Below are 26156 nucleotides of genomic sequence, written 5' to 3' on the forward strand. Positions count from 1 at the left end.
GGTAAGGATTTCTGCACGGGACATGGCGCAGATAGCCGTCTTCGCCGCGCTGCTGGCCGCCCTGGGACTTCCTGGCGCAATCACGGTGGGTTTCAGTGGCGTTCCCATCACGCTCCAGACCCTCGGTGTCATCCTCGCCGGTGCGATCCTCGGTGCCCGAAAAGGCACGGCCGCCGTCGTGGTGTTCATCGCACTGACCCTCATCGGTCTGCCTCTGCTGTCCGGTGGCCGCACCGGCCTGACAGCACTCGCGGGCCCCAGCGCCGGATATCTCATCGGGTGGATTCCGGCGGCGTTCGTCATCGGCCTGCTGACGGCTCGCATCCTCCCGAAATATCCGATAGCGCTCGGTTTGGCGATCAATGCCCTCGGTGCGATCGTGATCATCTACATTTTCGGCACGATCGGCCTGTTGCTGCGCACCGACATCGGCGTGTGGGGCGCGATCTCCACCAACTTCGCTTTCATCCCTGGTGACCTGGTGAAGGTCGTCATCGGCGCCGTCGTCGCCAAAAGTGTGCACCGAGCGTATCCCGGCCTGATTCGTTCGTGAGTCTGCTCCTCGGCAGCAGTGGATCCGACCTTGCGATCGACTGGAAGGGGCGAGCCCTTACTTACGAACAGCTCGACGCCGCCATCGACCGATGGCCGCAGTCTCGCATGCACGACGCGTCGGACTTGGACCTTCCCGATGCTCTGATCTGTGTGTTCGCCGCTGCGCGTCAGGGGGCAGCGGTGCGCGTGGAGAATCCGGACGCCAGGCCGCTCCGCGGGACCGTGGAGCCCGACGCGTTCTTGCTCGTTGCGACGTCGGGTTCGACCGGTAGGCCGCGCGCGCTGGCCCGCACTGCTGCGTCGTGGACCGACAGCTTCGCCGAGTTCACCTCGATCACCGGCATCACCGCTGCTGATCGAGTGTTGGTCACCGGTCCGTTGCACGCCACGATGCATCTGTTCGCTTCCGTCCATGCTCTGTGGATCGGTGCCTGTGTCACTGACGATAGTGCGAGTGCGACGGTGGCTCACGCCGTCCCAGCGGTCCTTCGCGATCTCCTCGATCGAGCACCGGCGCTTCGCCTCGCCGTCGTGGCCGGTACGGCCCTGGATGCGGGAGCACAGGAACGCGCGCACGGCATCGAACTCGTCGAGTACTACGGGGCGGCAGAGCTGTCCCTGGTCGCTGCGCGTCGGGTGCCGGCACCGTTGACTTTGCTGGCAGGCCTCGAAGCGGAGGTTCGCGACGGGCTCCTGTTCGTGCGCTCGCCGTATCGGGTCCTCGGAGCTCCGGAGTGGTTCGGTGTCGGAGACCTCGCCGAGCTCGGGCCGAATCGGCAGCTCGTCGTGCGAGGGCGCGGTGATGCCGCGGTCAACGTGGGCGGAACGACGGTGATCGCGGAGGACGTCGAACTGGTGCTGGATTCGATCGACGGTGTCCGGGCTTCAGCTGTCGTGGGCACGCCGCATTCGGTGCTCGGTGCGACCGTGACTGCCGTTGTGGAGCTTCACGAGGGGGCGGACGTCAATTCCGTCAAGGCCGAGGCCCGTGGACGCTTGTTCCGTGAAGCCGTGCCCAGGCGCTGGATCGTCGTCCCGGCTCTGCCTCGCACAGGTAGCGGCAAGATCGCCCGCGCGAGGGTGACAGACTCGATCTCATGACCTCCGCTCCAGTTCTCGTCGCTCCGTGGCGGACCCCGATCGGTACAGCCGGTCACGGATTTGCCGATCTGACGACGACCGACCTCGCTGCGCCGGTGTTGCGGGCGGTGTTGGCGTCGTTGCGTGAATCGGGTTGCGAGGACGCAGTGGACGACGTGGTTCTCGGCAATTGTCTGGGGCCTGGCGGCGATCCGGCCCGTATTGCTGCACTGAGCGCCGGCCTCGGCGTCGAGGTGCCGGGGGTGACGGTCGATCGGCAGTGCGGTTCGGGGCTCGATTCGGTGATGCAGGCCGCGATGCGGGTGCGCAGCGGGGACGAGAGCGTGATCCTTGCGGGCGGAGTCGAATCGGCGAGTACCGCACCGTGGCGGTTCTGGCCACCGCAGGCGGGGTCGGAACCAGTTCGCTACACCCGTGCGCCCTTTGCGCCCGACAGCTTTCCGGACCCGGACATGGGCGTCGCTGCCGACGATCTTGCTCGCCTTCGAGGTATCGACCGTGTTCGCCTGGACGCGTATGCCGCACGGTCACACCGGCTTGCCGCCGAATCGAACTTCACGTCCGAGATCGTGCCGATCGCCGGGATCGAGCGAGATCAGCGCATCAGATCGAATATGACCGCCGAACGGCTGGCGCGGCTTCGCCCGAGCTTCTCCCCGTCGGGTACCGGTACGGCCGGCAACTCGTGCGGAATCTCCGATGGCGCAGCGGCGCTCGCAGTCACCACCGAATCGCGCGCGAAAGGTCTTCCAGCGCTGCGTGTTCTGGGCGCAGCCGTCGCCGGCTCGGATCCGGCGTTGCCCGGCCTCGGGCCGGTTCCCGCTATCGAGAAGGTGTTGCGTCGAACGGGCGTCGCCCTCTCGGATGTGGGAGTCGTGGAGATCACCGAGGCTTTTGCGGCGGTGGTACTCGCGGTGTCGGACGAACTGGGGCTCGATGAAAACCTACTGTGCCCGCAGGGTGGCGCCATTGCGATGGGGCACCCGTGGGGGGCATCGGGCGCGATCCTGTTGGTGCGCTTGGCCTCTCAGATGCTGGCTGACGGTGGCCCCGAGTTGGGACTGGCTGCGTGCGCCATCGGCGGCGGACAAGGGATTGCGATGATCGTGGAGCGTGCATGGTGAGCGAAGTCGTGTTCGAGGGCGTCAAGCACGCGTTCGGTGATCGTGAGGTGTTGCGCGGCATCAACCTTCGGTTCAGTGAGCGGCGTGTGGGGATTATCGGTTCCAACGGTTCGGGTAAGTCGACACTGGCTCGGATGATCAACGGTCTGTTGGCGCCGACGTCTGGGACGGTGACCGTCGACGGTGTGGACGCATCCAGGAAGGGCGCGCAGGTCCGGAAGAAGGTCGGCTTCGTCTTCACTGATCCTGATACGCAGATAGTCATGCCGACTGTCTCGGAGGATCTCGCGTTCTCGCTGCGCCGTTCGGGACTGAGCAAGGCCGAGATCGCCGAACGTGTGCAAGAAATCCTGGTGCGATTCCGCCTCGACCACCACGCAGAGCATCCGTCCCATCTGTTGTCCGGCGGGCAGAAGCAACTCCTGGCGATCGGAGCCGTCCTCATCCGACGCCCCGAGGTCGTCATTGCCGACGAGCCGACGACGCTCCTCGATCTGCGCAATGCCCGCGTCGTCGCCGAGGCGCTCGATTCGATGGATCAGCAAGTGATCGTAGTGACGCATCATCTGGCGCTGCTGGACAGCTTCGAGCGCGTCATCGTCATCGACGACGGGCTGATCGCGTTCGACGGCACCCCGGAAGATGCGGTTCCCGCGTATCGGGAACTCGTCGAATGATCGGCTTGTATCGGCCGGGGACGTCGTTCCTGCACCGATTGCCCGCGGGGGTGAAGCTGCTCCTGCTCATCACCTCGATCGTCACCGCTACCGTCGTAGTCCGGACGCCGATTCAGGTAGGCATCGTCGCTGCGCTGGTCGCGGCACTGTTCTTCCTTGCTCGTATACCTGTGAAAGTTGCTCTCGCCCAATTGCGCCCGATCATCTGGATGCTGCTGATCATCGGCATCTTCCAGGTGATCATCACTTCTCCCGCTCGTGCTGTCGTGGTGTGCGGCGTACTGCTGATCTCGGTGGCGTTGGCGGCGCTGGTCACGCTCACCACTCGCGTGACCGACATGCTCGACACAGTCACCCGCGCTCTGGGGCCGCTGCGGAGATTCGGCGTCGACCCCGACCGGATCGGCCTCATGCTCGCCCTGGCGATCAGGTGCATTCCCATTCTGGCGACCATCGTGCACGAGGTCGCCGAGGCACGGAAGGCGCGCGGCCTGCAGTGGTCCATGACCGCGCTCGTGACACCCGTGCTGGTTCGTGCGCTGCGCACCGCGGACGCGATGGGCGATGCACTCGTCGCGCGGGGTGTCGACGATGACTGAGGTCCTCCAGTGAGCGAACTACTGACCGATCGGATCGCGCGGCATATCCACGACAAGCCCTCCTCGCTTGCCGTCGTCGACCGGCGAGGCGCAGTGACATACGGCGAGTTCGGTGAGCTGGTCACAGCCACGACGGCAGGCATGTCGGGAATGCGAAGAGTGGCCGTGCTGCCGACGTCGGACATCGGGTCGCTCGTAGCCGTGACAGCGGCGATGGCGTCGGGAATCGGTGTGGTGCTTCTGCATCGTCACTTGCTGCCCGAGCAGTTCGCCCGCGTGCTGTCTCTGACGCGACCCGATGTTGTTCTGGCAGCACCGAATCAGCATGCGCGGCTGCGGAGGATGGGAGCCGATGCCCCGACTTCTGTCGACAGCATCCAGGTCGAGGGTGTTCGGACCCGTGGTGCTGCCGACGACGACAGTGAACTTCTCATCGGAATCACCTCGGGAACGACGGGGGAACCCAAACTGTTCGTCCGCGATCAACGATCCTGGGCCCGTACCCTCGACCGTTCCGATTCGACATTCGACATCCGCGCGGGCGACCGCGTGGCGACGCCGGGGGCGCTCGATCACACGCACTTCCTCTACGGTGCGCTGCACGGACTCACCCGCGGCGCGACCGTCGACGTCCGACCGGTGAACAGTTCGCTTCCCAGCGGCGCGACACACCTGTATTCGGTTCCGACTATTGCCTGGGATGTGGTCCGGTCCGGGATCGGACCGGTGCCGAGTGTGCGCGAAGTGCTGTCCAGTGCGGCGCGTTGGCCGTCTTTCGGCCGATCGGCGCTGCAGGAAGCTCTTCCGAATGCCTCGATCGTGCACTTCTACGGCGCATCGGAGTTGAGTTTCGTCTCCTTCGACCGCGGCATCGATCCGGGACCGGGGACATTGTTCGACGGCGTCGACGTCGAGATCAGGGACTCGATCGTGCATGTGCGCAGTGACATGCTGTTCGACGGCTACCTCACCGAGGACGGTGTGGCCGGCGGCCCCGTCGACGGATGGATGACCGTGGGGGACCGGGGAAGACTCGGAAGCGGTGAAAATCGGGACGGCGGTGAAAACCTGGAGCGCTGTGAAAGTCTCGAGGGCCGCACGGGAAGTCTCAAGGGTAGACAACTGACGCTGCTCGGCCGGGACACCGACATTCTGATTCGGGCGGGCCTGAATGTGGAGTTGGCTCCCATCGAGACCGCGCTCACTGCGATTCCGGGCATTGTGGAGGCAGCGTGTGTCGGAGTTCCGGACGTCCGCATGGGTGAAGTCCCCGCGGTGGTGATCGTGGAAGGTGCGAACCCGCCGTCGACTGCCGAGATTTGGCGGCATCTGCGCCGAGAACTACCGAGCCCTAGTATTCCGGTGCAAATTCTGACGCTCGAACAGTTGCCGCGGACGCCGCGGGGCAAGGTCGATCGTCAAGAGATCGGGGCGATTTTCGCAACGGTCCGGACTGCGCCGTCGACGACGAACCAGACTGTGAGCGAACCACTTTCGTAGCGGTGCCGAATGTCGACCTGTTCTTTGCCGAGAACCGGGTACAGGTACTCGATGACGGCCCGGTGTGGTCCGGAGACGAGATCGGGGTAATCGACCAGGAACTCCTCGACGGCATGCCAGTATGCCGCGTTGTTGACGTGATCGAACGAGTCGATGTCGGTCGCACGCAACGGAAACTGGATATCTGAATCCGACTCGGACGGAACCGGCTCGGTGAGCCATGCCTTCCATTTGAGTCGATGCTGATCGGTGGTGCGGGCAAGCATGTCGAGGGCATCGTCGCTGATCCGTGTCGGCATGCCGGTCTTCGCGCTGATGCTTATCCAGAAGCCCTCGGTTTCGATGGAACCGCCCTTGCCGGTCGACATCGAGACCCGCATGTTGGACCAACGAGTCGACATCGACGAACACCAGCGCCGCAGGTGAATGTGGTCGGGAAACTGTACGGGTTCATGGACGTCGATGACTGTACGTCGAACGATCCAGAAAGGATCGGTGAGACCGAGAGGTGTCGCTGCGAGATTGTCCGAGCCGATGTCCTGCAGGTAGCGAGCGATTCCATCGAAGCGCAAGCGGCCGGCCGGGGCGACGTCACCGGTACGTACCGGCCAATCGGTTTCGAACCCTTCACCTTCGGCAGGTAGTGGTGCCAGGGCGTCGTCGAAGCCCGCTGGCTCTACGGTTCCGGCATTGTCCACGTGTGTCGCTCCTTGTTACCGGTGGGTTCGTGCTCGCACCGAACCTACCCGGTGCGGGTCAGAGAACTCGACGAGCCTTCATCCCGTCGAAGACCGGAGCGACGCGGACGACGTCGCCGGTGGTGGGGGCGTGGACCATCTGACCGTTGCCGATGTAGATGGCCACGTGCCCTGGCCCACCGGATTGCCAGTTTCCGAACAGTAGATCCCCGGGCTGAGCCATCGACAACGGAATCTCGGTGCCGACACCCCATTGGGTCTCGGAGGTTCGGGGGAGTGTCACCGTGCCGCCGGAGGCCTTGAACACCGCGTACGACGTCAACCCCGAGCAGTCGAACCCACCTCCGGACGGCCCGTTGATGTTGCCGCCGCCCCACACGTACGGCAGGCCGAGGTAGTCCATGGCGAGCTGCACTGCTCGTCCACCGATACCGGCGATATCGATGCCGGCGAACGGCGTCAGGATTGCGGCGAACTGCATTTCCGTCGCGCGAATCTTGGCCACGTACGGCTTTGTTTGATTCTCGTAATCGGGTGTTCCCGAGGGCATTCCGCCGGACTTCAGGACCGCGCCTGCGCCGGCGTTGTAACCGGCGATGGTCAGGTCGAGACTGTCACCCTTGACCAATCCGGCCGACTTCCATTTCTCGACCTGGCTGTTGATGTCGCAGAGCAGGTTTCCCGATGCCATCACCGAATCGGCGATGCCGTTGATGTCGGCTACGCCGTCGCCGTCGGCATCTTTGCCGTAGGTTCGCCAGGTGGCGGGCATGAACTGGCCTGGCCCGCGGGCACCGGACACCGATACCGGTGCGGTCGGCCCGTGCCGGAATCCGTTCTCCGCTGCGTACAACGCGGCGATGGTCGGTGCTTTGACTCCGCCACAGATCGATCCTGCGCGTGTCAGCCACGGCACGAATGCGGTGATTGCACCTATCGGTGACAGCGAGACTCCGGTGAAAGTCGCAGGTAGACCGGGGAACAGCGCCCGCCGGAGTGCTTCGGCGGCAGGCATGAACGCGGTCTGGTTGGTGATCTGCCCGAGCGAATACGTCAATCCGCCGAACTGGACCGATCCTGCGTTGGTGGGAAACACCGAGGGCGCAAAGGCGCTTGGCGTAGTGGTCGTATCGGTTGACGTCGACATCGCGGCGGCAACAGGCGCCGGAACGTCGGCGACGGGAGCAGTTTCCGGCTTGGCGGGTTCCGCTGGCTTCGGGGGCAACATCGGTTCGGCTGCATCTTCGACGGCCGTCGCTGCGTTGTCGAGGGCAGTGCCCGCGACATCAGCTGCCGGCGTGGGCAATGTACCGAGCAGGTCATCGAGTTGCTTCTGCAACGCTGGACCGGTGTCCTCCGCGGCCGCCGCGACGCTGTGGGCGCCGTCTTTGACCTGTGGGGGAAGGTCCGTCGCCGCCACCGCTCCTGCAGCGGACACGATTACGGCAACGATGACTGCGATTGGATCGCCTGCCATGTAACAACTCCTGGTGCTCGAGCTCTCCCCGACGTTCCATGTCAACTCATCCATGTGAGGTGACTCACACATCATGCACGTTGGAATCGAATCGCGGAGCGAAATAGAACACGTTCTAGTGCCTGTCGACAAAAATTTCGCCCCCGACCCACACGTTGCACCGACCCGAGCTGGTGTTCCGCGTAAGTTGGCGGTGAGAAATCACTATCGACTATCCGAGCAAGGGGAGCGAAGATCATCGACAAATACGTGCTGTCGCCCAAGACCGTGTGGGACCCCGGTGCACAGCTACTGTCGCAGTGCGTCGTCGTGGAGAACGCCGACCGCACGCTGTATCTGTCCGGCCAGACGTCGATCACCGCAGATGGTCAGTTCGCGGGCATCGGGGACGTCTCGGCTCAGATCCGGTTGGCGTTCGAGAACATTCGTCTCATTCTCGACGCGGCCGGCGGCACCTTGGCAAACGTCGTCAAGTTGACCGTGTACTTCACCGACCTCGGTGACTTGGACACGTACACCGGCATTTTGGGTGAGCTGTTCGTCGAGAGCAGGCCTGCGCAGACCGTTGTCGAAATCAGCAGGCTCGCGATGGACGAGTTGCTGATCGAGATCGATGCGATCGCGGTGCTCTAGACGAGCGTCGACCAGTAGTCGGAAAACTCGATTCCGATGGCTGCGATGACGATTGCGTACCAGACCGCCAAGATCGTCCAGCGCCATTCGAGGAGAACTCGGGTGACGGCGCCGGCGTGTTCGCGGTCGACGAGTTGGGACAGCGAGACGATGAAGATCGGTATCGTCACTGCCCACACGACCATGCAGTAAGGGCACAGCGCATGAATCTCGTAGAGGCTCTGGTAGATCAGCCAGTGCACGAACACCACACCGATTGCCGTGCCGGTGCTGAGACCCAGCCAATACCAGTGCGGCAGTTCGATTCGGCCGAACGTCAGAATCCCCGTCATCAGCACCACGGTGAAGGCCACGATTCCGAGGATCGGGTTGGGGAACCCGAACAACGCAGCCTGCTCGGTCGTCATGACCGAACCGCAGGACAGCACCGGATTGAGATTGCAGGACGGCACGTATGCGCTGTCTTCGAGCAATTTGATTCGCTCGATGGTCAGGGTCAGCGCCCCGAGGAGACCGAGAAATCCGCCGATCGTAAGGACCCAGGCGGTGGCTCTACTCGCTCTCACTTCACACCCTTCACTGCGCAGCGGTGATCGCGGCGCGCAAAGCGTCAGGAGTCGGGTTCGACACGACCTTTCCGTTGACGGAGACAGTCGGTGTGCTCGAGATGCCCTCGTCGAGCGCGGCCTTCGTCTGGCTCGTCACGTAGTCGGTGTAGGTGCCGCCGGTGATGCAGCTCGACAGCTCCTGGCTTTCGATGCCTGCCTGCCGGGCGATGGCCACGAGCTCGTCGTCGCTCAGGCCTGCAGCGCCCTCGGCCGGCTGCTGATCGAACATCGCCTTGTGCCAGGCAGGCCACGCGGAGGCATCGGCTTCGGCGACGCACAGGCTCGCGTTCGCGGCGCGCGTGGAGTAGTTGGTCGAGGACATGCGATCGAGGATCGCGATCGGGCGGTAGTCGACGGCAATGGTGTTGTCCGCGACCAGTTCGGCGAGCGTGTCTCCGCTGATCGACTCGAACTGCTTGCACGCCGGGCACTGGAAATCCTCGACGACGCTGACGACGACCGAAGCATTCGGATCACCGATTCGGATCGCCCCGTTGTCCTGAGTCGACGAAGGGGCTGCGGCCGGTGCGTCGGAGTCGGAGTTCTTCGATGCAATGGAGAATCCGATCGCGGCAATCAAGGCGACCAGGACAGCGGCGATGCCGATCTGGATCAGCGTGCGTCGCTTCTTGTCTTTCCCTTGCATGCCTGCTGCGGCAGCCTGTGCCTTCTTCTTGCTCTCGTTGCTCACTGCAGATCCCTTGCTCGCCCGACCAATGAAGTCCGGGACAATCATAGGCGGGTGAACCTGAGGTCAGGCTGAGCGCTGGAGAGTCAGGTCAGCGAGATGATTCGTTCGACGGCGAATCCGTAGCCCGCCACTCCGAGGCCGGCGATGACGCCGCTGGCTATGGGGGATACGAACGAGTGGTGACGGAATTCCTCGCGAGCGTGCACATTGCTGATGTGCACCTCGATGATGGGGACTTCGGGGATGACGAGTGCGTCGCGCAATGCCACGGATGTGTGCGTCAGACCGCCGGGATTGATGACGATTCCCGACGCGGTTCCGCGTGCTTGGTGTATCCAGTCGATGAGCTGTCCCTCGTGATTGGACTGCTCGGCGCGAATGGTTCGGCCGTGCGCAGCGGCGGTTTTCTCGCACAGTGCGACGACGTCGGCGAGGGTTTCGTGGCCGTACACCTCGGGTTGGCGAGTACCGAGCATGTTCAGGTTCGGTCCGTTGAGCACGAGGATGTGTCCTCGGGCCGCGCTCGAGTCGCCGACCATGTGATTGCTCACTTTCATTCAGGGCGCGTACTACCGAAGGAGATCATTTCACAGGTCGTTGGCACACTGTCCTAGTGAAAGCTGTGTGGCTGGTCTGGGGTGTAGGCGTCTTCGCGTACATCGTGGCCGTCCTGCACCGCACCGCGTTCGGAGTGGCAGGCCTGAACGCGGCCGATCGGTTCTCGGTCAGCCCGTCGCTGCTGTCGTCGTTCGTCGTTCTTCAGGTCGTCGTTTACGCCGCGATGCAGATTCCTGCCGGTGTGGTGTTGGATCGCGTCGGTTCACGCAAGATGATTGCGCTCGGTGCTCTGCTGATGACGATCGCGCAGATCACGCTCGCGCTGACGGAGTCGCTTCCGGTGGCGGTCGCCGCACGGGCGCTCGTCGGGGTGGGCGATGCGTTGACCTTCATTTCGGTACTGCGGCTCGTCCCGCGGTGGTTCGCTCCGCGCCAGGTTCCTGTCGTGTCGCAGCTGACCGGTTTGCTAGGTCAGACCGGTCAGATTCTGTCGGCGGTGCCGTTCTTGATGTTGCTCGACGGCCCGGGCTGGACGTTTGCGTTCGGCAGTGCCGCGTCGCTCGGTTTCCTTGCGTTCGTCCTGGCACTGGTGTTGATCCGTGATGTACCGCCAGGATCGGAGGTTGTCGAGTCGTCTACCTCGATGGGCGAGACTCTCGCCACGATCGGGCAGGTGTGGCGACGCCCGGGCACTCGTCTCGGTTTCTTCAGCCACATGGGGACGCAGTTCTCCATCACCGTTTTCGCTTTGTTGTGGGGAATCCCGTACTTGACTTCGGGGCAGGGTCTGTCTGCATCGACCGCAGGTGTGTTGCTGTCCATCTCGGTGTTCTCGGCCGTCGTGTCCGGTTTGCTTCTCGGATTTCTGACGGGCCGGTACCCGATGCGGCGGTCGTGGCTGGTGCTGGCCATCATGATCAGCAATGCCGTCATGTGGACGATCGTTCTCACGCTGCCGGGCCCGGCGCCACTGTGGTTGCTGGTGATGCTCGTCGTTGTCATTTCGGTCGGGGGACCGGGGTCGGTCATCGGATTCGACTACGCCCGCACGTTCAATCCGAGCGCCAATCTCGGCACTGCCCAGGGAATGGTGAACATCGGTGGATTTCTGGCTTCGCTGCTCGTGATCGCGTCCATCGGGGCGATCCTGCAAGCGAACGGCGGGTACACGTTCGACGCGTTTCGGTTGGCGTTTCTGGCGCAGTATCCGGTGTGGGTGGTTGCGATCACCGGGGTTTTGCTGACGCGACGCAAGACTCGACGGCAGTTGGCCGATGAAGGGATCCACCCGCGCACGATCCGGGAGATTTTCGAGTCGCGTCGAAAATCGTAAATGGACGCTGCGGTGGCAGGGCTGCGCGTCTGACAAATCGGATTGCAATCTCGCGTTCCCGAGAGCATGCTGGTGTTCCCAATTTACTTGTGTGCTGCAAGCAAACATATCGTAAAGGTGTGACCAAGCGGTGGTAACCGAACAAGAAGTGACGCAGCCAGCGTCCGGAGAACTGACACACCGACAGATCATGGTGATCCTATCGGGGCTGATGATGGGCATGTTCCTCGCAGCACTCGATCAGACGATCGTGGCGACGTCGGTTCGCACGATCGCCGATGATCTCAACGGATTCTCGGTTCTCGCGTGGGTCACCACGGCGTACCTGATCACCTCGACGATCTCGACGCCGCTGTACGGAAAGCTTTCCGACCTGTATGGCCGCAAACCGTTCTACATGACGGCGATTTCGATCTTCGTCATCGGCTCGATGCTGTGCGGCATCTCGACGTCGATGTACGAGCTCGCTGCATTCCGCGCAGTGCAGGGGCTCGGTGCGGGTGGCTTGATGTCGATGGCGCTCGCCATCATCGGCGACATCGTTCCGCCTCGTGAGCGAGCGAAGTACCAGGGCTATTTCCTTGCGGTATTCGGCACTTCGAGCGTGCTCGGTCCCGTCATCGGCGGGCTGCTCGCAGGCCAGTCGTCCATTCTCGGCATCACGGGTTGGCGGTGGGTGTTCTACATCAACGTCCCGCTGGGAATCATTGCGCTCATCGTCGTGTGGCGCGTGCTCAATCTTCCGGTGTTCAGGCGTGAGGCGCGCGTCGACTGGTGGGGTGCACTGCTGCTGGCGATCGGTCTCGTTCCGTTGCTCATCATCGCCGAACAGGGCCGGGTGTGGGGCTGGACTTCGCCTCTCGCGTTGCTGTGTTTTGCGATCGGTATCGTCGGCGTCCTCGCATTCATTTTCGCGGAAATAAAGATGGGCGACGACGCACTCATCCCGATGCGTTTCTTCCGCAATCGATTGTTCGCACTGTGCATTGCGGTCAGCGTCGTCGCTGGTGCGGCAATGTTCGGTGGCATTTCGCTGTTGCCGCAGTATTTGCAGGTAGTCAAGGGGTCGTCACCGACGCTCGCCGGCTATCAGACGCTTCCAATGGTTGGGGCCCTGATGATTTCGTCGATCGTGTCGGGGCGCATGATCTCGAGAACTGGCCGCTACAAGATCTTCCCGGTAGTTGGCACAGCACTGATGGCGATCGGAATGTTCCTCTTCCACTATGTCCACGCGGATACTCCGCTGTGGCAGACAATGCTGATCATGGCCTTGTTCGGTATCGGTCTCGGCTGCATGATGCAACCGCTGACACTGGCAATTCAGAATGCGATGCCCCCCAAGGACATGGGAGTGTCGACTGCTGCTGCGACCTTCTTCCGTCAAATCGGTGCGACGCTCGGCGTTGCGGTCTTCCTGTCGATGCTGTTTACACAGCTCACACCGAAGACCACTGACGCGCTGGTAGCGGCCAGTACGACGCCGGAGTTCCAGCAAGCCGTCCAATCGGCGTCGACGAGTGCCGACCCGCTGGAAAAGGGCTTCGCCGACGCGATCATTGCGCAGGACTCGTCGATCGCTGGCAGTGCATTGGTCGACAGTTCGTTCATGCAAAAGCTCGACAGTGCGCTGGCAGAACCTTTCCGCGTCGGATTCTCCGACGCCATGGACTATGTCTTCCTTGCCGTCTCCATCCTGATGGTTATCGGATTCGTGTTGGTCATCTTCGTCAAGGAAGTGCCGCTACGGACGATGTCCGGTCTCGCGGCTGCCCAGCAGGAACGTGACGAAGCTGCAAAGGATGAGGCTGCGAAGGACGAGGCTGCGAAGGACGAGGCTGCGAAGGACGAAACAGTGAAAGACGAAGCTGCCAGAAGTGACACGGCAAAGGTCGAGGCTGCCAGTGGTGAGGCGGCAAAGGTCGAGGCTGCCAGAGCAGGCGGGGATCTTTAACGAACGCAGCGCTCGGGAAAGAGATCGATCCCTCGGAACGCTCTCAGGTCCCTCGTAACTTTCGATTGTTACGAGGGACCTCCTGTTTCACAGTTCAGAACGGCGCAGGGCCATCTGCATCCTCCGTACTCCTGGGACTCCCCGGACCGTCGGGACCGCTGGTGCTCGCGGAAGTCTTATTGCTGCGCGCTGCGTCGCGGTGGCCTCCGCTGTGCCGGCCCGATTGTGCGTACGGGCGATCGGTGAATGGTGTGCCTGGTCCGTCAGGTACGGCGAGTTCGGTGTCCGGCTTGTTCGTGTTCGCCGGTGGAAGGCTGCAGTGGGGGCGTCGCCTGCGCGGAATGTGGGGGATCAGGCGGCAGTCGGACAGATCGGTCGTCCCGACTGTGCCCCCAGGCAAAGTGATCGCCGTTGATCCGGAACTCGAAGTCCAGTAGTCGATGCCCCGCGAGAGCATGACAGGAACCCAGACGCCCATTGTCTTGAGCATGTGGTGATAGCGGCAAAGGCAATGCAGATTGGTCAGTACCGTCCATCCGCCGAGTTTCGGGTCGTAGTGGCGATAGGGCACCACGTGGTCGATTTCGCAGGCCGCGGCCGGAACATCACATCCCGGATGGCGGCAGGTGCGATCCCGTTGTCGAACGCATTTGGCCAGTTCGCTACTCGGGCGATAAGTGAGCGCACCGTCGGGTGGTTCGAGGAATCCGCCGTGACCGTCGGGGTGCAGAGCCTCGGCCCGCGCCGGGTTAGCTGCAACAGCCTCTTCGATGTGCGCTAGCAGCGTGTAGGACCCGGTGTAATCGGTAGCGGACTCAGTTGCATTCGGCGCTGTAGTGCACGGCTGTGACTTTGCCGGACGCTTCGGAAAGGTGAGTCCACGCCTGCGGCGTCCATGACCCAACGGATTGAGCACAGTGTGCTTACCGAGATTGATTCCAGTGCCTGTGCCTGCGGAGTCGCCGGGCCCGTCACTCTCTGCACCTGCACCTGCACCTGCACCTGCCCCTGCCCCTGCACCTGCACCTGCACCTGCACCCGTCCGCTCGTCACCTGGACCTGGACAGGCACCCGCATCCTCGCCCGTCCGCTTGTCACCCTCGCCACGCTCTGACCGAACATCGACATCATGATCAGGGATCACGTCTAGTAGACCGAGCGATGCGGTGAGATCGGCCGCTTCGGTCAGCAGTAGCTGCCAGTCTCCGTTTGCAGCAAGTTCTCGGGCATAGTCCGCATCGATCAATCCGTGCCCTGCGAGGTACCCAGGTAGATCGGCGAGTCCGGCAAGGGTCGGCAGATCGATCGTGACGGTGGTCAGTGGGCTACGGCGGTCAGGCAATTCCCGCCGGGCGGTGCACGGATCGTCTTCGTCCTGTTCGCACGTGCACGAAACAAATGTCTCTTGATGCATGAGCGCCACGTACGCCGCCGCGAGTCGCTGGCCACGCGTGCGCGGATCACGGCGGCACAGAGTGTTCGCCATTTCGTTTACCAGTTGCCAGCACGCCGCGGCGTCACCTGCTTCGAGGTCTGCCTCGATGGTGGCGATCATGTCTCTGTCGCGGTATCGAACGCGGGTGAGCTTGACGAGATCTTTGCGAAGCGCAGCGGCCTCCTCCGGTGCAACGCGCTGCACGATTTCACAGATCTCGGTGGCGAGTGGCCCGGGGGAGAGGCGGCGCGCTGCGTGGAGTATTTCGGACTCGATGTGGACGGCAACTTCGAGTGAGAGCGAGTTGGTGTTTCGATAGATCGCCCGCACCCGCGCGAGATCCAACTCGCCTGCGTCGAATGCTGCTCTGACCCTGGGTAATCGGAGCCGGAGATCCATCCCGATCTCTGCATAAGTGTCCGCCACAGTCTTGGAGCATCCCAGCGCCTTCGCTGTCTCCGATGCCGCATAGCTCCCCGCATCCATGATCACGTCACCGACTTGGACATTCTGATGAATGCACGAATCCCAGATCGACGCTGCGAGCCGAACTTTGCGTGCGCAGGCCTGGTTCTCGATCACCGCCGCGTCGGAGAGCTCCTGAAGTACTGATCGATCGACGACCGGCGTGTGCTGCGGACCTGCATACGAAGCGAATGCACTTCTGCGACTCGAACTCATGAATCGAAGCCCCCCGGCAAGTCGATTAGAACGTATGTTCGATACTATAGCCCCCCCGGGATGCCCGTCAAGGGTTGGCTTCTTCGATTCGCTTGTAGTGCAGTCGAATACAAATATCGAGTGCATACACCATGTCGCCGACATTTCAGCCGGAAGTTCTCTGGCCTGCGGCCGGCCACCTCGCGGCGTGTGGGCGCCCTGTGACCCTCAGGTCAGCCCCCGTGTGCTGCAGTCGCACCCTTTGGCAGGTCGGCCGCCTCGAGCAGTGCGACGGCGTCGAGTTCGATCGCCGGATCGTGCGGAACCATCCCGCAGGCGAGCTCGGGATGCTTCACGGCAAGGTGGACCGCCAATTCGCACCCGTACGAATGGCTGATGATTACAACACGACCGTGGGCATGGTTGTCTCTTCGGTCGGCTAGTCCAGGCTCTGTGTCAGCCCCCTCTCGCCCTCCGGACAGCTCGACGCTTCACTTCCGGCGAGGCTTGATACTTCCTCTCCGGCCAGCCATCTCTCGCCCTCCGGACAGCTCGACGCAGTGCCTACGTCCGGGGCCGATGGCATCGAAGTCTTCGCCGACGATTGGCACCTCCTGGCCGCCGGAAAGCCGATTGAACCATTAACAAGCAAGCGTGCTTGCTTTTTTATCGATCAGATGTGAAACTTCCTCCATGGCCGACCTCGACTCGATCGTCGATGACCTCCGCGCCGAGGGTGACGCGCTCGACGCTCTCGTTGCTGGACTGACCGAAGACCAGTGGGCGACGCCCACACCAGCACCGGGATGGACCGTCGCGCATCAGATCGCGCATCTGTCCTGGACCGACAATGTTGCCGAACGGACCACCTCGGGGGCATCGGGGGATGCGACCGCTGCCGCAGAGTTCGATGGCGTGCTGAAGGCTGCATGGTCCGATCCCGCTGGTTTCGTCGACTCCGCCGCAGCGGAGGAGGCCAGAAATTCTGATCTCCTCGCGCTCTGGCGTACCCGCAGGCATGCCATGGCCGACGCACTGAAACGTGTCCCGTCCGGTGTGAAGATTCCGTGGTTCGGACCGCCCATGAGCGCTGCTTCGATGGCAACGGCTCGCCTCATGGAGACCTGGGCCCACGGCCAGGATGTCGCCGACGCACTCGGTATCACCCGCGAGCCGACCGAGCGCATCGAAGCTGTCGCGCATATCGGCGTCCGTACCCGTGATTTTGCCTATGTGATCAACCAACAGACTCCGCCGTCCGAGCCGTTCCGAGTCGAGCTGACCTCCCCCTTGGGTGAGCTTTGGACCTGGGGCCCCGGTGACGCTGCTCAACGCGTCACCGGCTCGGCGGTGGATTTTTGTCTTCTGGTGACTCAGCGGGCGCACCCGGAAAATCTCGACATCGAGGCCGTCGGACCGGACGCTCAGCACTGGCTTACCATCGCTCAAGCCTTCGCAGGCCCTCCAGGACCAGGACGACCCAAAAGATGACAGTCAGAATCGGTAACTGTTCCGGCTTCTACGGCGACCGCCTCTCGGCGATGCGCGAGATGCTCGAGGGCGGCGAACTCGACTATCTCACCGGCGATTACCTCGCGGAGTTGACGATGCTCATCCTGGGCCGTGACCGGGCGAAGGATCGGTCTCTAGGCTACGCAAAGACTTTCCTCCGCCAGGCCGAGGACTGCCTGGGGCTTGCGCTCGACAAGGGCGTCAAAATCGTCTCGAATGCTGGTGGCCTCAACCCGAGCGGCCTGGTCGAGGCACTCGACAAGCTCGGCACCGGCGCCGAAATCGCCTATGTACACGGCGACGATTTGCTGCCGCGAGCCCAAGAACTCGGCCTCGGTAGTCCGCTCACCGCCAACGCGTACCTTGGGGCCTGGGGCATCGTCGAGGCCCTGAACGCAGGTGCCGACGTCGTCGTCACCGGGCGCGTCACCGACGCTTCCGTCATCGTCGGACCAGCAGCCGCCCATTTCGGTTGGAGCAGAACCGATTACGACGCTCTCGCCGGGGCTGTGGTTGCCGGGCACATCATCGAATGTGGTACGCAGGCCACCGGTGGCAACTACTCGTTCTTCACCGAGATCGCCGATATGTCGCGGCCAGGATTCCCGATTGCCGAGATCGAGGCGGACGGATCGTCCGTCATCACCAAACACGAAGGCACGTCGGGTGCGGTGAGCGTCGGTACCGTCACAGCTCAACTGCTCTACGAGATCACCGGTGGCCGCTACGCGAACCCCGATGTCACCGCTCGAATCGACACCGCGTCGGTGTCACAGGCGGGAGCGGACCGCGTGCTGGTCAGCGGAGTGAAGGGTGAAGCGCCCCCGCCCACTGCCAAGGTTTCTCTCAACGCACTCGGCGGATTCCGCAACGAGTTCACCCTGATCCTGACCGGCCTCGACATCGAGGCCAAAGCCGCACTGGCGCAGCAGCAGTTCGAGTCGTGGCTTCCGTCGCGGCCGACCGAACTCGACTGGACGCTCGTGCGCACCGACAAGCCCGACGCCGAGACCGAGGAGACCGCGAGTGCCTTGCTCCGGTGCGTCGTTCGCGACAGCGATCCGAATGTTGTCGGGCGGCAATTCTCCTCGGTGGCGGTCGAGCTGGCACTTGCCAGCTATCCGGGGCTTTCGGTGACGGCGCCTCCCGGGAACGGAGCGCCGTACGGGGTGTTCACCGCCGGTTATGTGCCGATCGGCGAAGTGCCACACGTGGTCGTACTGCCGGACGGGACGCAACGGGAGATCGAACCCGCGACCGAGACGCTCGAACTCGAACCGCTGACCGAACCGGAACTACCACCGGCGCGAGAGACGGAACCGACCATTCGCGTTCCGCTCGGCACCATCGCCGCCGCACGCAGCGGGGACAAGGGTGGGAATGCGAACGTCGGCGTCTGGGTTCGCACGGACGACGAATTTGCTTGGCTGGCACACGCTCTGACGGTCGAGCAGGTCGCACTCATGCTGCCGGAGACCGCGGATCTCGTCGTCACCAGACACCTTCTCCCGAAACTACGGGCCGTCAACTTCGTCATCGAAGGAATCCTCGGGGAAGGCGTCGCGTCGCAGGCTCGTTTCGATCCACAGGCCAAGGGGCTCGGTGAGTGGCTGCGTTCGCGCCACATCGACATCCCCGAAACTCTCGTCTTCACAGGGACACTCTCATGACAATGTGGAACACTCCGGAGCGCGAGCAACTCCGAAAGACCGTGCGTAGCTTCGTCGAACACGATATCGCGCCGTACCTGAACGATTGGGAAGCCGCGGGGGAGCTACCCCGCGAGCTGCATCGGAAGGCCGCGGCACTCGGTTTGCTCGGCGCCGGTTTCCCGGAGAGCGTTGGTGGTGAGGGCGGAGATTTCGCCGACGCCGTCGTCATCTGCGAGGAAATCCACCAGGCCGGTGCCTCGGGTGGGTTGTTCGCGTCGTTGTTCACCGCTGGGATCGCGCTGCCGCATCTGGTGGCCGCAGGCGACGCCGAGCAGATCGACAAGTGGGTTCGACCGACTCTCGCCGGCGAGAAGATCGGTTCGCTGGCCATCACCGAACCCGGCGGCGGCTCCGACGTCGGGCATCTGCGGACCAAGGCTGTGAAAGACGGCGACCACTATGTCGTGAACGGCGCCAAAACGTACATCACCTCGGGCTGCCGCGCGGACTTCGTCGTCACCGCGGTGCGTACCGGCGGCGACGGGGCAGCGGGGGTATCGCTACTCGTGATCGAGAATGACACACCAGGTTTCGAGGTGACGAGCAGACTCGCGAAGATGGGCTGGCGTGCCTCCGATACCGCGGAGCTGTCGTTCACCGACGCCCGAGTGCCGGTGGGCAATCTCGTCGGGGCCGAGAACTCCGGTTTCGCGCAGATTGCGCAGGCCTTCCTCACCGAACGCATCGCTCTCGCTGCACAGGCGTACTCCAGTGCCCAACGCTGCTTGGATCTGACTCTGCAGTGGGTCCGCGATCGTGAAACTTTCGGCAAGCCGCTCATCGCGAGGCAGTCCGTGCAGAACACGGTCACCGAGATGGCTCGCAAGATCGACGTTGCCCGGGTGTACACCCACTATCTCGTGGAGCAGTCGCTCGAATCGAACAAAGACTTCATCGCCGAGGTGTGTTTCGCGAAGAACACTGCCGTCGAAGCCGGTGAGTGGGTGGCCAACCAGGCAGTTCAGCTGTTCGGCGGCCTGGGCTACATGTGCGAAAGCGAAGTCGAGCGGCAATACCGCGACATGCGCATCCTCGGCATCGGCGGCGGCACGACCGAAATTTTGACCGGGCTTGCAGCAAAACGATTGGGGTATCAGGCATGAGCGTGCTGAAGTCCACTCTCGACACTGCGTCCGCGCAGTATGTCGAGGCAACCGAGGCGATGAACACCAAACTCGCCGAGATCGATGTCGAGCACACCAAGGCGCTGCTCGGCGGAGGCGAGAAGTACATCGAGCGCCATCGCAAGCGGGGCAAACTCCTTGCCCGCGAACGCATCGAGTTGCTCGTCGACGAGGACTCGGCTTTCCTCGAACTGTGCCCACTTGCTGCCTGGGGCAGCGACTTTCCGGTCGGCGCCAGCACGGTGGTAGGCATCGGCGTCGTCTGCGGCATCGAATGCCTGATCGTGGCAAACGACCCGACGGTCCGCGGCGGCGCCAGCAACCCGTGGACGCTGAAGAAGGGGTTCCGCGCCAACGACATCGCAATGCAGAACCGTCTGCCGGTCATCTCGCTCGTCGAGTCCGGTGGCGCCGATCTGCCAACGCAGAAGGAAGTCTTCATTCCTGGCGGCCGCATGTTCCGTGACCTCACACAACTGTCCGCGGCGGGCATCCCCACCATCGCCCTGGTTTTCGGTAACTCCACCGCAGGTGGTGCGTACATTCCCGGTCTCTCCGACCATGTCGTCATGATCAAGGAACAGTCGAAGGTATTTTTGGCCGGACCACCGCTGGTCAAAATGGCTACCGGTGAGGACTCCGACGACGAGTCACTCGGAGGTGCCGAAATGCATGCCCGAAAGTCCGGGCTCGCAGACTATTTCGCCGTCGACGAGCAGGACGCCATTCGCATCGGTCGCAGTATCGTCGAGCGTTTGAACTGGAAGAAACAGGGCCCGGAGCCGCGCGCCGACGTCATCGAGCCCCTCGCAGATCCCGAGGAACTCCTCGGCATAGTTCCCACCGACCTGAAGATTCCGTTCGACCCGCGCGAGGTCATTGCTCGCATCGTCGACGGCTCCGATTTCGACGAGTTCAAGCCGATGTACGGATCTTCACTCGTCACCGGCTGGGCCGAACTACACGGCTACCCCATCGGCATTCTCGCCAACGCACGAGGCGTTCTGTTCAGTGAGGAATCGCAGAAGGCGACGCAGTTCATTCAACTTGCCAACCGCTCGAACACGCCACTTCTCTTCCTGCACAACACCACCGGCTACATGGTCGGCAAGGAGTACGAGGAAGGCGGCATGATCAAGCACGGTTCGATGATGATCAACGCCGTCTCCAACTCCACCGTCCCGCACATCTCCATCCTGCTGGGCGCGTCCTACGGCGCGGGCCACTACGGCATGTGTGGGCGAGCCTTCGACCCACGCTTCCTGTTCGCCTGGCCGTCGAGCAAGTCCGCAGTCATGGGCGGTGCGCAACTGGCGGGTGTCATCTCCATCGTCGGACGCGCTGCTGCCGAAGGGCGCGGCCAGGTGTTCGACGAAGCAGCAGACGCAGGCATGCGCGCGATGATCGAGAAGCAGATCGATGCGGAGTCGCTGCCGCTGTTCCTCTCCGGACGCCTGTACGACGACGGAGTGATCGACCCCCGTGACACCCGCACGGTAGTGGGAATGTGCCTCTCGGCCATCGCCTCTGCCCCGATCGAAGGCACCGCAAACTTCGGTGTCTTCCGGATGTGACGCACATGACTATCAACTCGATCCTGGTCGCCAACCGCGGTGAAATTGCGCGACGCGTCTTCGCCACCTGCCGCAGTGAGGGCATCGACACGGTCGCCGTCTTCTCCGACGCCGACGCAGATTCTCCGCACGTGCGGGAAGCCGACACCGCGGTACGTCTGCCGGGAAATTCCTCGGCCGAGACGTACCTACGCAGTGAACGCGTCATCGCCGCTGCCGTGCAGGCCGGTGCCGACGCGATCCACCCCGGGTACGGATTCCTTTCGGAGAATGCGGAATTCGCACGACAAGTGCAGGACGCGGGGTTGATCTGGATCGGACCGCCGGCCGAGGCCATCGAACTGATGGGCAGCAAGGTCGAGTCCAAGAAGATGATGGCCGACGCCGGGGTACCGGTGCTGACGCAGCTCGATCCCGCGGCGATCGGCGAGGACGAGCTTCCGGTTCTCGTCAAGGCATCTGCCGGTGGTGGCGGCCGCGGCATGCGGATCGTGCGTGAACTTGCCGCGCTGCATGCAGAAATCGAAGCGGCACAGCGGGAAGCGCTGTCGGCATTCGGTGACTCGACGGTGTTCTGCGAGCGTTACATCGAAACCGGTCGTCATATCGAGGTACAGGTCATGGCTGACCGTCAGGGCAACGTGTGGACCGTCGGCGAGCGAGAGTGCTCGCTGCAGCGGCGGCACCAGAAGGTCGTAGAGGAGGCGCCGTCGCCCCTCGTCGAGCGGGTTCCGGGTATGCGCAAGCGACTCTTCGACGCGGCTCGGTTGGCCACCGAGGCTATCCGGTACGAGGGAGCCGGAACCGTGGAATTCCTGGCGGACGAAAGTGGGAACTTCTTCTTCCTCGAGATGAACACCCGCCTGCAGGTGGAGCACCCCGTCACCGAATGTACGACGGGATTGGATCTGGTTGCGTTGCAGATCCATGTGGCCGGAGGCGGTTCGCTGCCCGCAGACCAGCCTGTTGCTGCAGGCCATTCGATCGAAGTTCGGCTCTATGCGGAGGACCCGTCGCAGGATTGGCAACCACAGAGTGGCCCGGTTCACCGGTTCGAGATTCCTGGTGCACATTTCTCGGTACTCGAGAAAGCAGGCATCAGGATCGATTCCGGCATCGAGAGTGGCAATGTCGTCGGCGTTCATTACGATCCGATGCTGGCCAAGGTCATCTCCTATGCACCAACCCGTGAGCAGGCTGCGAAGCTGCTGGCGAAAGCGTTGCAGAATGCGCAGATTCATGGTCTGAAGACCAACCGTGACCTTCTGGTCAATGTCCTACGCCATCCGGCTTTCGTGGCAGGGGACACCGATACTGCGTTCTTCGACACTCATGGGCTCGATGCTCTCGCGCGTCCGGTAGGAGGCACCCACGCAGCGCAGCTGTCGGCGCTCGCCGCCGCGCTCGCCGATGCCGCCGTCAATCGCAGTACGGCACGGGTCGACAAAGGGTTGCCGAGCGGGTGGCGCAACCTGCCCTCCCAGCCGCAGCGGAAGTCCTATCGAACCGACGCGTCGTTGGGCGAGGTCGAGTCCGGTGATATTGCCGTCGAATACACGCTCGGCCGGTACGGGCTCACGACAAGTCTGGACGGCGTCACCTTGGTGTCCACTTCGCCTACGCGAGTAGTGCTCGACGAGAACGGTATTCGTCGGTTCTTCGACGTCGCACGATACGGCGACGACATCTTCGTCGATTCTTCCCTCGGGCCAGTGCGGTTGGTCAGGACACCGCGCTTCACCGACCCGAGCGAGGAGGTGGCGGCGGGATCACTGCTGGCTCCCATGCCGGGCAACGTCGTTCGCGTCGGCGCGGCGGCAGGTGACACGGTCACAGCTGGTCAGCCGATTCTGTGGCTCGAAGCGATGAAGATGGAACACACGGTTACCGCTCCAGCGGCGGGTGTACTCACCGAGCTGAATGTCGAAGTGGGACAGCAGGTAGAAGTCGGCGCATTACTCGCCGTGGTCACCGAATCCGAAGTCACCGAAGCAGTAGTCACCGAAGCAGTAGTGAACGAAGGGGAGAACACATGAGCTTCATCGAAACCGAGGAGCAGAAGGCGCTGCGTACGGCAGTCTCGTCTCTGGGCAAGCGCTTCAACTACATCGACTACGTGCTCCCCAAAGCGCGGCGTGGTGAACCGCTGACGGAATTGTGGAACGAAGCGGGCAAGCTCGGATTCCTGGGGGTGAATCTTCCCGAGGAGTACGGCGGTGGTGGAGCAGGCATCTACGAACTCGCGCTCGTGCAGGAAGAACTCTCTGCCCATGGTGCAGGTCTGCTCCTGGTGGTGGTGAGCCCAGCGATCTGCGGCACCATCATCGGTAAGTACGGCACCGAGGACCAGAAGCAGACATGGTTGACCGCGCTTGCCGACGGGTCGAAGATCATGGCCTTCGGGATCACCGAGCCCGACGCCGGTTCGAACTCGCATCAGATCACGACCACGGCCAGGAGAGATGGCGACGACTGGATCGTCAACGGCAGCAAAATCTACATCTCCGGGGTCGATCAGGCCGACGCCGTGCTCATCGTCGCGAGAACCGAAGACAGTAAGAGCGGCAAGCTGAAGCCGGCTCTGTTCGTTGTACCGACGGACACCGAGGGCTTCCAGAAAACTCGGATGCAGATGGACATCATCGAGCCGGATCATCAGTTCACGTTGTTCCTCGATGATGTCCGGTTGCCGGCCGACGCCCTCGTCGGTGAAGCTGATGCCGCGCTCATGCAACTGTTCGCCGGGCTCAATCCCGAACGCATCCTCGGTGCGGCGATGGCGGTCGGCATGGGCCGCTACGCGATCGACAAAGCCGTCAAATATGCAAACGAACGCACCGTGTGGAAGACGCCGATCGGAGCACACCAGGGCATTGCGCATCCTCTCGCTCAGGTCAAGATAGAGCTCGAACTGGCCAAGCTGATGATGCAGAAGGCCGCAGTTCTGTATGACAGTGGCGATGACTTCGGCGCTGCGGAGGCCGCGAACATGGCCAAATACTCTGCAGCAGAGGCGAGCATCAAAGCGCTCGATCAGGCTATTCAGACCCATGGCGGCGCAGGCCTGACCGAGGAATACGGACTGGCTGCAATGCTCGGTCAGGCCCGCATCGGTCGCGTTGCGCCGGTCAGCCGGGAGATGATCCTGAACTTCGTATCCCAACATTCGCTGGGCCTGCCGAGGTCGTACTGATGGCAGTGCAGGTTCACACCGAAGATGCAGTCACCACGCTGACGCTGGACACGCCACACAATCGAAACGCGTTGTCCACCGTTCTGGTGGACGAGCTCACCGCCGGACTGGTCGATGCAGGCAAGGACACCGGTATCCGTGCAGTCGTACTCGCGCACACGGGCAATACTTTCTGTGCCGGAGCCGACATGTCCGAGGCGGGCGGTTCGGTAGAGGGCAGAACCGCCCAGATGCTCGGACTGCTACGTCTGATCCTCGAGACACCCAAGCCGGTCATCGGGAAGATCGACGGCCATGTGCGCGCCGGAGGAATGGGACTCGTCGGTGCCTGTGACATCGTCGTGGCCGGGCCCGCCAGTACGTTTGCGCTGACCGAGGCGCGGCTCGGGCTCGCCCCGTCCGTCATCTCGCTCACCGTCCTTCCTCGACTCGCTTCGCGGGCGGCGAGCCGATACTTTCTGACCGGTGAGAAGTTCGGGGCCCACGAAGCAGAGGCCATCGGGTTGATCAGTGCAGCCGGTTCGGATCCGGAGTCGATGATCGAAGAACTTGTGGCATCGATTTCTCAGGCGTCACCGCAAGGGTTGGCGGAGTCGAAATGGTTGACCACCGCCTCGATACTCGCCGAATTCGATCGTCGAGGTGAGGAGCTCGCCGCACATTCGGCGAGGCTGTTCGAATCGGAGGAGGCGCGGGAAGGGATGATGTCCTTTCTACAAAAGCGTCCACCGAGTTGGGCGATACCGAACACAGGGAAGAAGTAGTAAAGATGGCGTCGCCGCGTGAACCCAAGCAGGACCGAAGTAGGGCCACGCGGTTGAGGCTGCTCGAAGCAACGATCGACTCCCTCGCCGAGCAGGGTTGGGGCAGCACCACGGTAGCCGTCGTGGCAGAACGAGCAGGGGTGTCCCGCGGTGCTACTCAACACCACTTCCCGACGCGCGAAGACCTGATCACCGCCGCCCTCGAGTACATGTTCGATACCCGAATGGAGCATGCCGGACGTGAATCGGTGGCCCTGCCCGTCGGGCCGGCCAGAACCGAGGCCGTGGTGGATCGGCTCGTGAACTACTACACCGGCCCACTGTTCAAGGCAGCGCTGCAGGTGTGGACCGCGGCCGCCGCGGATCCAGAGATGCGCGCAAGAGTCCTGCCACTCGAGGATAAGTTCGGTCGCGTCGCACATCGCACTGCCGTCGCACATCTCGGCGTCGATGATCGCGATCCGCAGACTCATCGGTTGGTACAGGCGACGCTGGACCTGGCCCGGGGCCTGGGGTTGGCAGACGTGCTCAGCGACGACTCGCGAAGACGAGCGGAGATCGTTCGGGCCTGGTCAGGCGTGCTCGACGCGTCCCTTCGGATTCGCCAGGACGACACGGCGGCCGCCCTACACGAGGGTTAATTCTTCCGACGGACATTCAGTAGAGTCCTGGGC

The 26156-nt window shown here is 62.9% G+C and carries 24 protein-coding genes; 17 read left to right on the plus strand and 7 right to left on the minus strand.

What is annotated here, in order from left to right:
* The first annotated feature begins 22 nt into the window (after positions 1-22).
* From H2510_RS08590 to H2510_RS08615, 6 genes are read left to right on the plus strand one after another with little or no spacing between them, the layout of a single operon-like run.
* Complete coding sequence (locus tag H2510_RS08590) at positions 23-553, plus strand: biotin transporter BioY (protein WP_088942907.1); 531 nt, start codon at positions 23-25, stop codon at positions 551-553.
* Entirely contained in the window at positions 550-1656 is a 1107-nt protein-coding gene (locus tag H2510_RS08595) for an AMP-binding enzyme (RefSeq protein WP_186627881.1), read from the plus strand. Before H2510_RS08590 ends, H2510_RS08595 begins: the two co-directional genes overlap by 4 nt.
* Positions 1653-2780, plus strand: coding sequence for a thiolase family protein (locus tag H2510_RS08600; RefSeq protein WP_186627882.1), 1128 nt, complete (start codon positions 1653-1655; stop codon positions 2778-2780). The genes H2510_RS08595 and H2510_RS08600 overlap by 4 nt, the downstream gene beginning before the upstream one ends.
* Positions 2777-3457, plus strand: coding sequence for an energy-coupling factor ABC transporter ATP-binding protein (locus H2510_RS08605; RefSeq protein WP_186628131.1), 681 nt, complete (start codon positions 2777-2779; stop codon positions 3455-3457). Before H2510_RS08600 ends, H2510_RS08605 begins: the two co-directional genes overlap by 4 nt.
* The gene (locus H2510_RS08610) at positions 3454-4056 is read left to right on the plus strand and encodes an energy-coupling factor transporter transmembrane protein EcfT (protein WP_186627884.1); all 603 of its coding nucleotides are present in this window, start codon (positions 3454-3456) and stop codon (positions 4054-4056) included. Before H2510_RS08605 ends, H2510_RS08610 begins: the two co-directional genes overlap by 4 nt.
* A gap of 9 nt (positions 4057-4065) precedes the next feature.
* Positions 4066-5556 (plus strand): AMP-binding protein, encoded by a 1491-nt coding sequence (locus tag H2510_RS08615; RefSeq protein ID WP_186627886.1) that lies wholly within the window; start codon positions 4066-4068, stop codon positions 5554-5556.
* On the opposite strand, the gene H2510_RS08620 is transcribed toward H2510_RS08615, so the two are convergent.
* Together H2510_RS08620 and H2510_RS08625 are read right to left on the minus strand one after the other, a co-directional pair.
* Positions 5475-6254 (minus strand): acyl-ACP thioesterase domain-containing protein, encoded by a 780-nt coding sequence (locus H2510_RS08620; RefSeq protein ID WP_186627888.1) that lies wholly within the window; start codon positions 6252-6254, stop codon positions 5475-5477. The genes H2510_RS08615 and H2510_RS08620 overlap by 82 nt on opposite strands.
* A 58-nt stretch (positions 6255-6312) precedes the next feature.
* A complete protein-coding gene (locus tag H2510_RS08625; protein WP_186627890.1) occupies positions 6313-7731 on the minus strand; it encodes a bifunctional lytic transglycosylase/C40 family peptidase in 1419 nt (472 codons plus the stop codon).
* Between the two features lie 249 nt (positions 7732-7980).
* Here H2510_RS08625 and H2510_RS08630 point away from each other — a divergent pair, with 249 nt between their 5' ends.
* Positions 7981-8364 (plus strand): RidA family protein, encoded by a 384-nt coding sequence (locus tag H2510_RS08630; RefSeq protein ID WP_315901298.1) that lies wholly within the window; start codon positions 7981-7983, stop codon positions 8362-8364.
* Here the strand turns inward: H2510_RS08630 and H2510_RS08635 are convergent.
* The 3 genes from H2510_RS08635 to aroQ form a co-directional block, all read right to left on the minus strand.
* Positions 8361-8930 carry a vitamin K epoxide reductase family protein gene (locus tag H2510_RS08635; RefSeq protein ID WP_186627891.1) on the minus strand — a complete coding sequence of 190 codons (570 nt, stop codon included), beginning with the start codon at positions 8928-8930 and terminating at the stop codon, positions 8361-8363. The two genes, H2510_RS08630 and H2510_RS08635, sit on opposite strands and share 4 nt — an antisense overlap.
* A 10-nt stretch (positions 8931-8940) precedes the next feature.
* Entirely contained in the window at positions 8941-9663 is a 723-nt protein-coding gene (locus H2510_RS08640) for a thioredoxin domain-containing protein (protein WP_315901299.1), read from the minus strand.
* Between the two features lie 83 nt (positions 9664-9746).
* The gene (aroQ, locus tag H2510_RS08645) at positions 9747-10220 is read right to left on the minus strand and encodes a type II 3-dehydroquinate dehydratase (protein WP_261392819.1); all 474 of its coding nucleotides are present in this window, start codon (positions 10218-10220) and stop codon (positions 9747-9749) included.
* 56 nt (positions 10221-10276) lie between these two features.
* Here aroQ and H2510_RS08650 point away from each other — a divergent pair, with 56 nt between their 5' ends.
* Together H2510_RS08650 and H2510_RS08655 are read left to right on the plus strand one after the other, a co-directional pair.
* Complete coding sequence (locus H2510_RS08650; protein ID WP_186627895.1) at positions 10277-11554, plus strand: nitrate/nitrite transporter; 1278 nt, start codon at positions 10277-10279, stop codon at positions 11552-11554.
* Between the two features lie 190 nt (positions 11555-11744).
* Complete coding sequence (locus H2510_RS08655) at positions 11745-13508, plus strand: DHA2 family efflux MFS transporter permease subunit (RefSeq protein WP_186627897.1); 1764 nt, start codon at positions 11745-11747, stop codon at positions 13506-13508.
* A 94-nt stretch (positions 13509-13602) separates the two neighbouring features.
* Here H2510_RS08655 and H2510_RS08660 read toward each other — a convergent pair whose 3' ends face one another.
* Both H2510_RS08660 and H2510_RS20775 read right to left on the minus strand, forming a co-directional pair.
* Positions 13603-15624 carry an HNH endonuclease signature motif containing protein gene (locus H2510_RS08660; RefSeq protein ID WP_186627899.1) on the minus strand — a complete coding sequence of 674 codons (2022 nt, stop codon included), beginning with the start codon at positions 15622-15624 and terminating at the stop codon, positions 13603-13605.
* Between the two features lie 212 nt (positions 15625-15836).
* Complete coding sequence (locus H2510_RS20775) at positions 15837-15959, minus strand: hypothetical protein (protein WP_261392820.1); 123 nt, start codon at positions 15957-15959, stop codon at positions 15837-15839.
* 337 nt (positions 15960-16296) lie between these two features.
* On the opposite strand from H2510_RS20775, the gene H2510_RS08665 reads away from it, so the two are divergent.
* From H2510_RS08665 to H2510_RS08700, 8 genes are read left to right on the plus strand one after another with little or no spacing between them, the layout of a single operon-like run.
* Positions 16297-17094 carry a TIGR03084 family metal-binding protein gene (locus tag H2510_RS08665; protein WP_186627901.1) on the plus strand — a complete coding sequence of 266 codons (798 nt, stop codon included), beginning with the start codon at positions 16297-16299 and terminating at the stop codon, positions 17092-17094.
* A complete protein-coding gene (locus tag H2510_RS08670) occupies positions 17091-18785 on the plus strand; it encodes an acyclic terpene utilization AtuA family protein (RefSeq protein WP_186627903.1) in 1695 nt (564 codons plus the stop codon). Before H2510_RS08665 ends, H2510_RS08670 begins: the two co-directional genes overlap by 4 nt.
* Positions 18782-19930, plus strand: a complete 1149-nt coding sequence (locus H2510_RS08675) for an acyl-CoA dehydrogenase family protein (RefSeq protein ID WP_186627905.1) — start codon at positions 18782-18784, stop codon at positions 19928-19930. Before H2510_RS08670 ends, H2510_RS08675 begins: the two co-directional genes overlap by 4 nt.
* Positions 19927-21525: an acyl-CoA carboxylase subunit beta gene (locus H2510_RS08680; protein ID WP_186627906.1), complete on the plus strand. Its 1599-nt coding sequence runs from the start codon at positions 19927-19929 to the stop codon at positions 21523-21525. The genes H2510_RS08675 and H2510_RS08680 overlap by 4 nt, the downstream gene beginning before the upstream one ends.
* Positions 21526-21530: 5 nt before the next feature.
* A complete protein-coding gene (locus H2510_RS08685) occupies positions 21531-23561 on the plus strand; it encodes a biotin carboxylase N-terminal domain-containing protein (RefSeq protein WP_186627907.1) in 2031 nt (676 codons plus the stop codon).
* Positions 23558-24718, plus strand: coding sequence for an acyl-CoA dehydrogenase family protein (locus H2510_RS08690; RefSeq protein ID WP_186627908.1), 1161 nt, complete (start codon positions 23558-23560; stop codon positions 24716-24718). Before H2510_RS08685 ends, H2510_RS08690 begins: the two co-directional genes overlap by 4 nt.
* Positions 24718-25482, plus strand: coding sequence for an enoyl-CoA hydratase family protein (locus H2510_RS08695; RefSeq protein WP_186627910.1), 765 nt, complete (start codon positions 24718-24720; stop codon positions 25480-25482). Before H2510_RS08690 ends, H2510_RS08695 begins: the two co-directional genes overlap by 1 nt.
* Before the next feature lie 5 nt (positions 25483-25487).
* Positions 25488-26123, plus strand: a complete 636-nt coding sequence (locus tag H2510_RS08700; protein ID WP_186627912.1) for a TetR/AcrR family transcriptional regulator — start codon at positions 25488-25490, stop codon at positions 26121-26123.
* The last annotated feature ends 33 nt before the right edge of the window (positions 26124-26156 follow it).

It is taken from the genome of Rhodococcus sp. BP22 (genome assembly GCF_014281965.1).
Lineage (GTDB): Bacteria > Actinomycetota > Actinomycetes > Mycobacteriales > Mycobacteriaceae > Rhodococcoides.

Coding starts and splice junctions, on each gene's coding strand:
- H2510_RS08665 (WP_186627901.1), top strand. CDS start 16,297: ATGGCCGACCTCGACTCGATCGTCGATGACCTCCGCGCCGAGGGTGAC.
- H2510_RS08660 (WP_186627899.1), bottom strand. CDS start 15,624: ATGAGTTCGAGTCGCAGAAGTGCATTCGCTTCGTATGCAGGTCCGCAG.
- H2510_RS08675 (WP_186627905.1), top strand. CDS start 18,782: ATGACAATGTGGAACACTCCGGAGCGCGAGCAACTCCGAAAGACCGTG.
- H2510_RS08590 (WP_088942907.1), top strand. CDS start 23: ATGGCGCAGATAGCCGTCTTCGCCGCGCTGCTGGCCGCCCTGGGACTT.
- H2510_RS08670 (WP_186627903.1), top strand. CDS start 17,091: ATGACAGTCAGAATCGGTAACTGTTCCGGCTTCTACGGCGACCGCCTC.
- H2510_RS08690 (WP_186627908.1), top strand. CDS start 23,558: ATGAGCTTCATCGAAACCGAGGAGCAGAAGGCGCTGCGTACGGCAGTC.
- H2510_RS08625 (WP_186627890.1), bottom strand. CDS start 7,731: ATGGCAGGCGATCCAATCGCAGTCATCGTTGCCGTAATCGTGTCCGCT.
- H2510_RS08685 (WP_186627907.1), top strand. CDS start 21,531: ATGACTATCAACTCGATCCTGGTCGCCAACCGCGGTGAAATTGCGCGA.
- H2510_RS08600 (WP_186627882.1), top strand. CDS start 1,653: ATGACCTCCGCTCCAGTTCTCGTCGCTCCGTGGCGGACCCCGATCGGT.
- H2510_RS08610 (WP_186627884.1), top strand. CDS start 3,454: ATGATCGGCTTGTATCGGCCGGGGACGTCGTTCCTGCACCGATTGCCC.
- H2510_RS08680 (WP_186627906.1), top strand. CDS start 19,927: ATGAGCGTGCTGAAGTCCACTCTCGACACTGCGTCCGCGCAGTATGTC.
- H2510_RS08655 (WP_186627897.1), top strand. CDS start 11,745: ATGGTGATCCTATCGGGGCTGATGATGGGCATGTTCCTCGCAGCACTC.
- aroQ (WP_261392819.1), bottom strand. CDS start 10,220: ATGAAAGTGAGCAATCACATGGTCGGCGACTCGAGCGCGGCCCGAGGA.
- H2510_RS08695 (WP_186627910.1), top strand. CDS start 24,718: ATGGCAGTGCAGGTTCACACCGAAGATGCAGTCACCACGCTGACGCTG.
- H2510_RS08700 (WP_186627912.1), top strand. CDS start 25,488: ATGGCGTCGCCGCGTGAACCCAAGCAGGACCGAAGTAGGGCCACGCGG.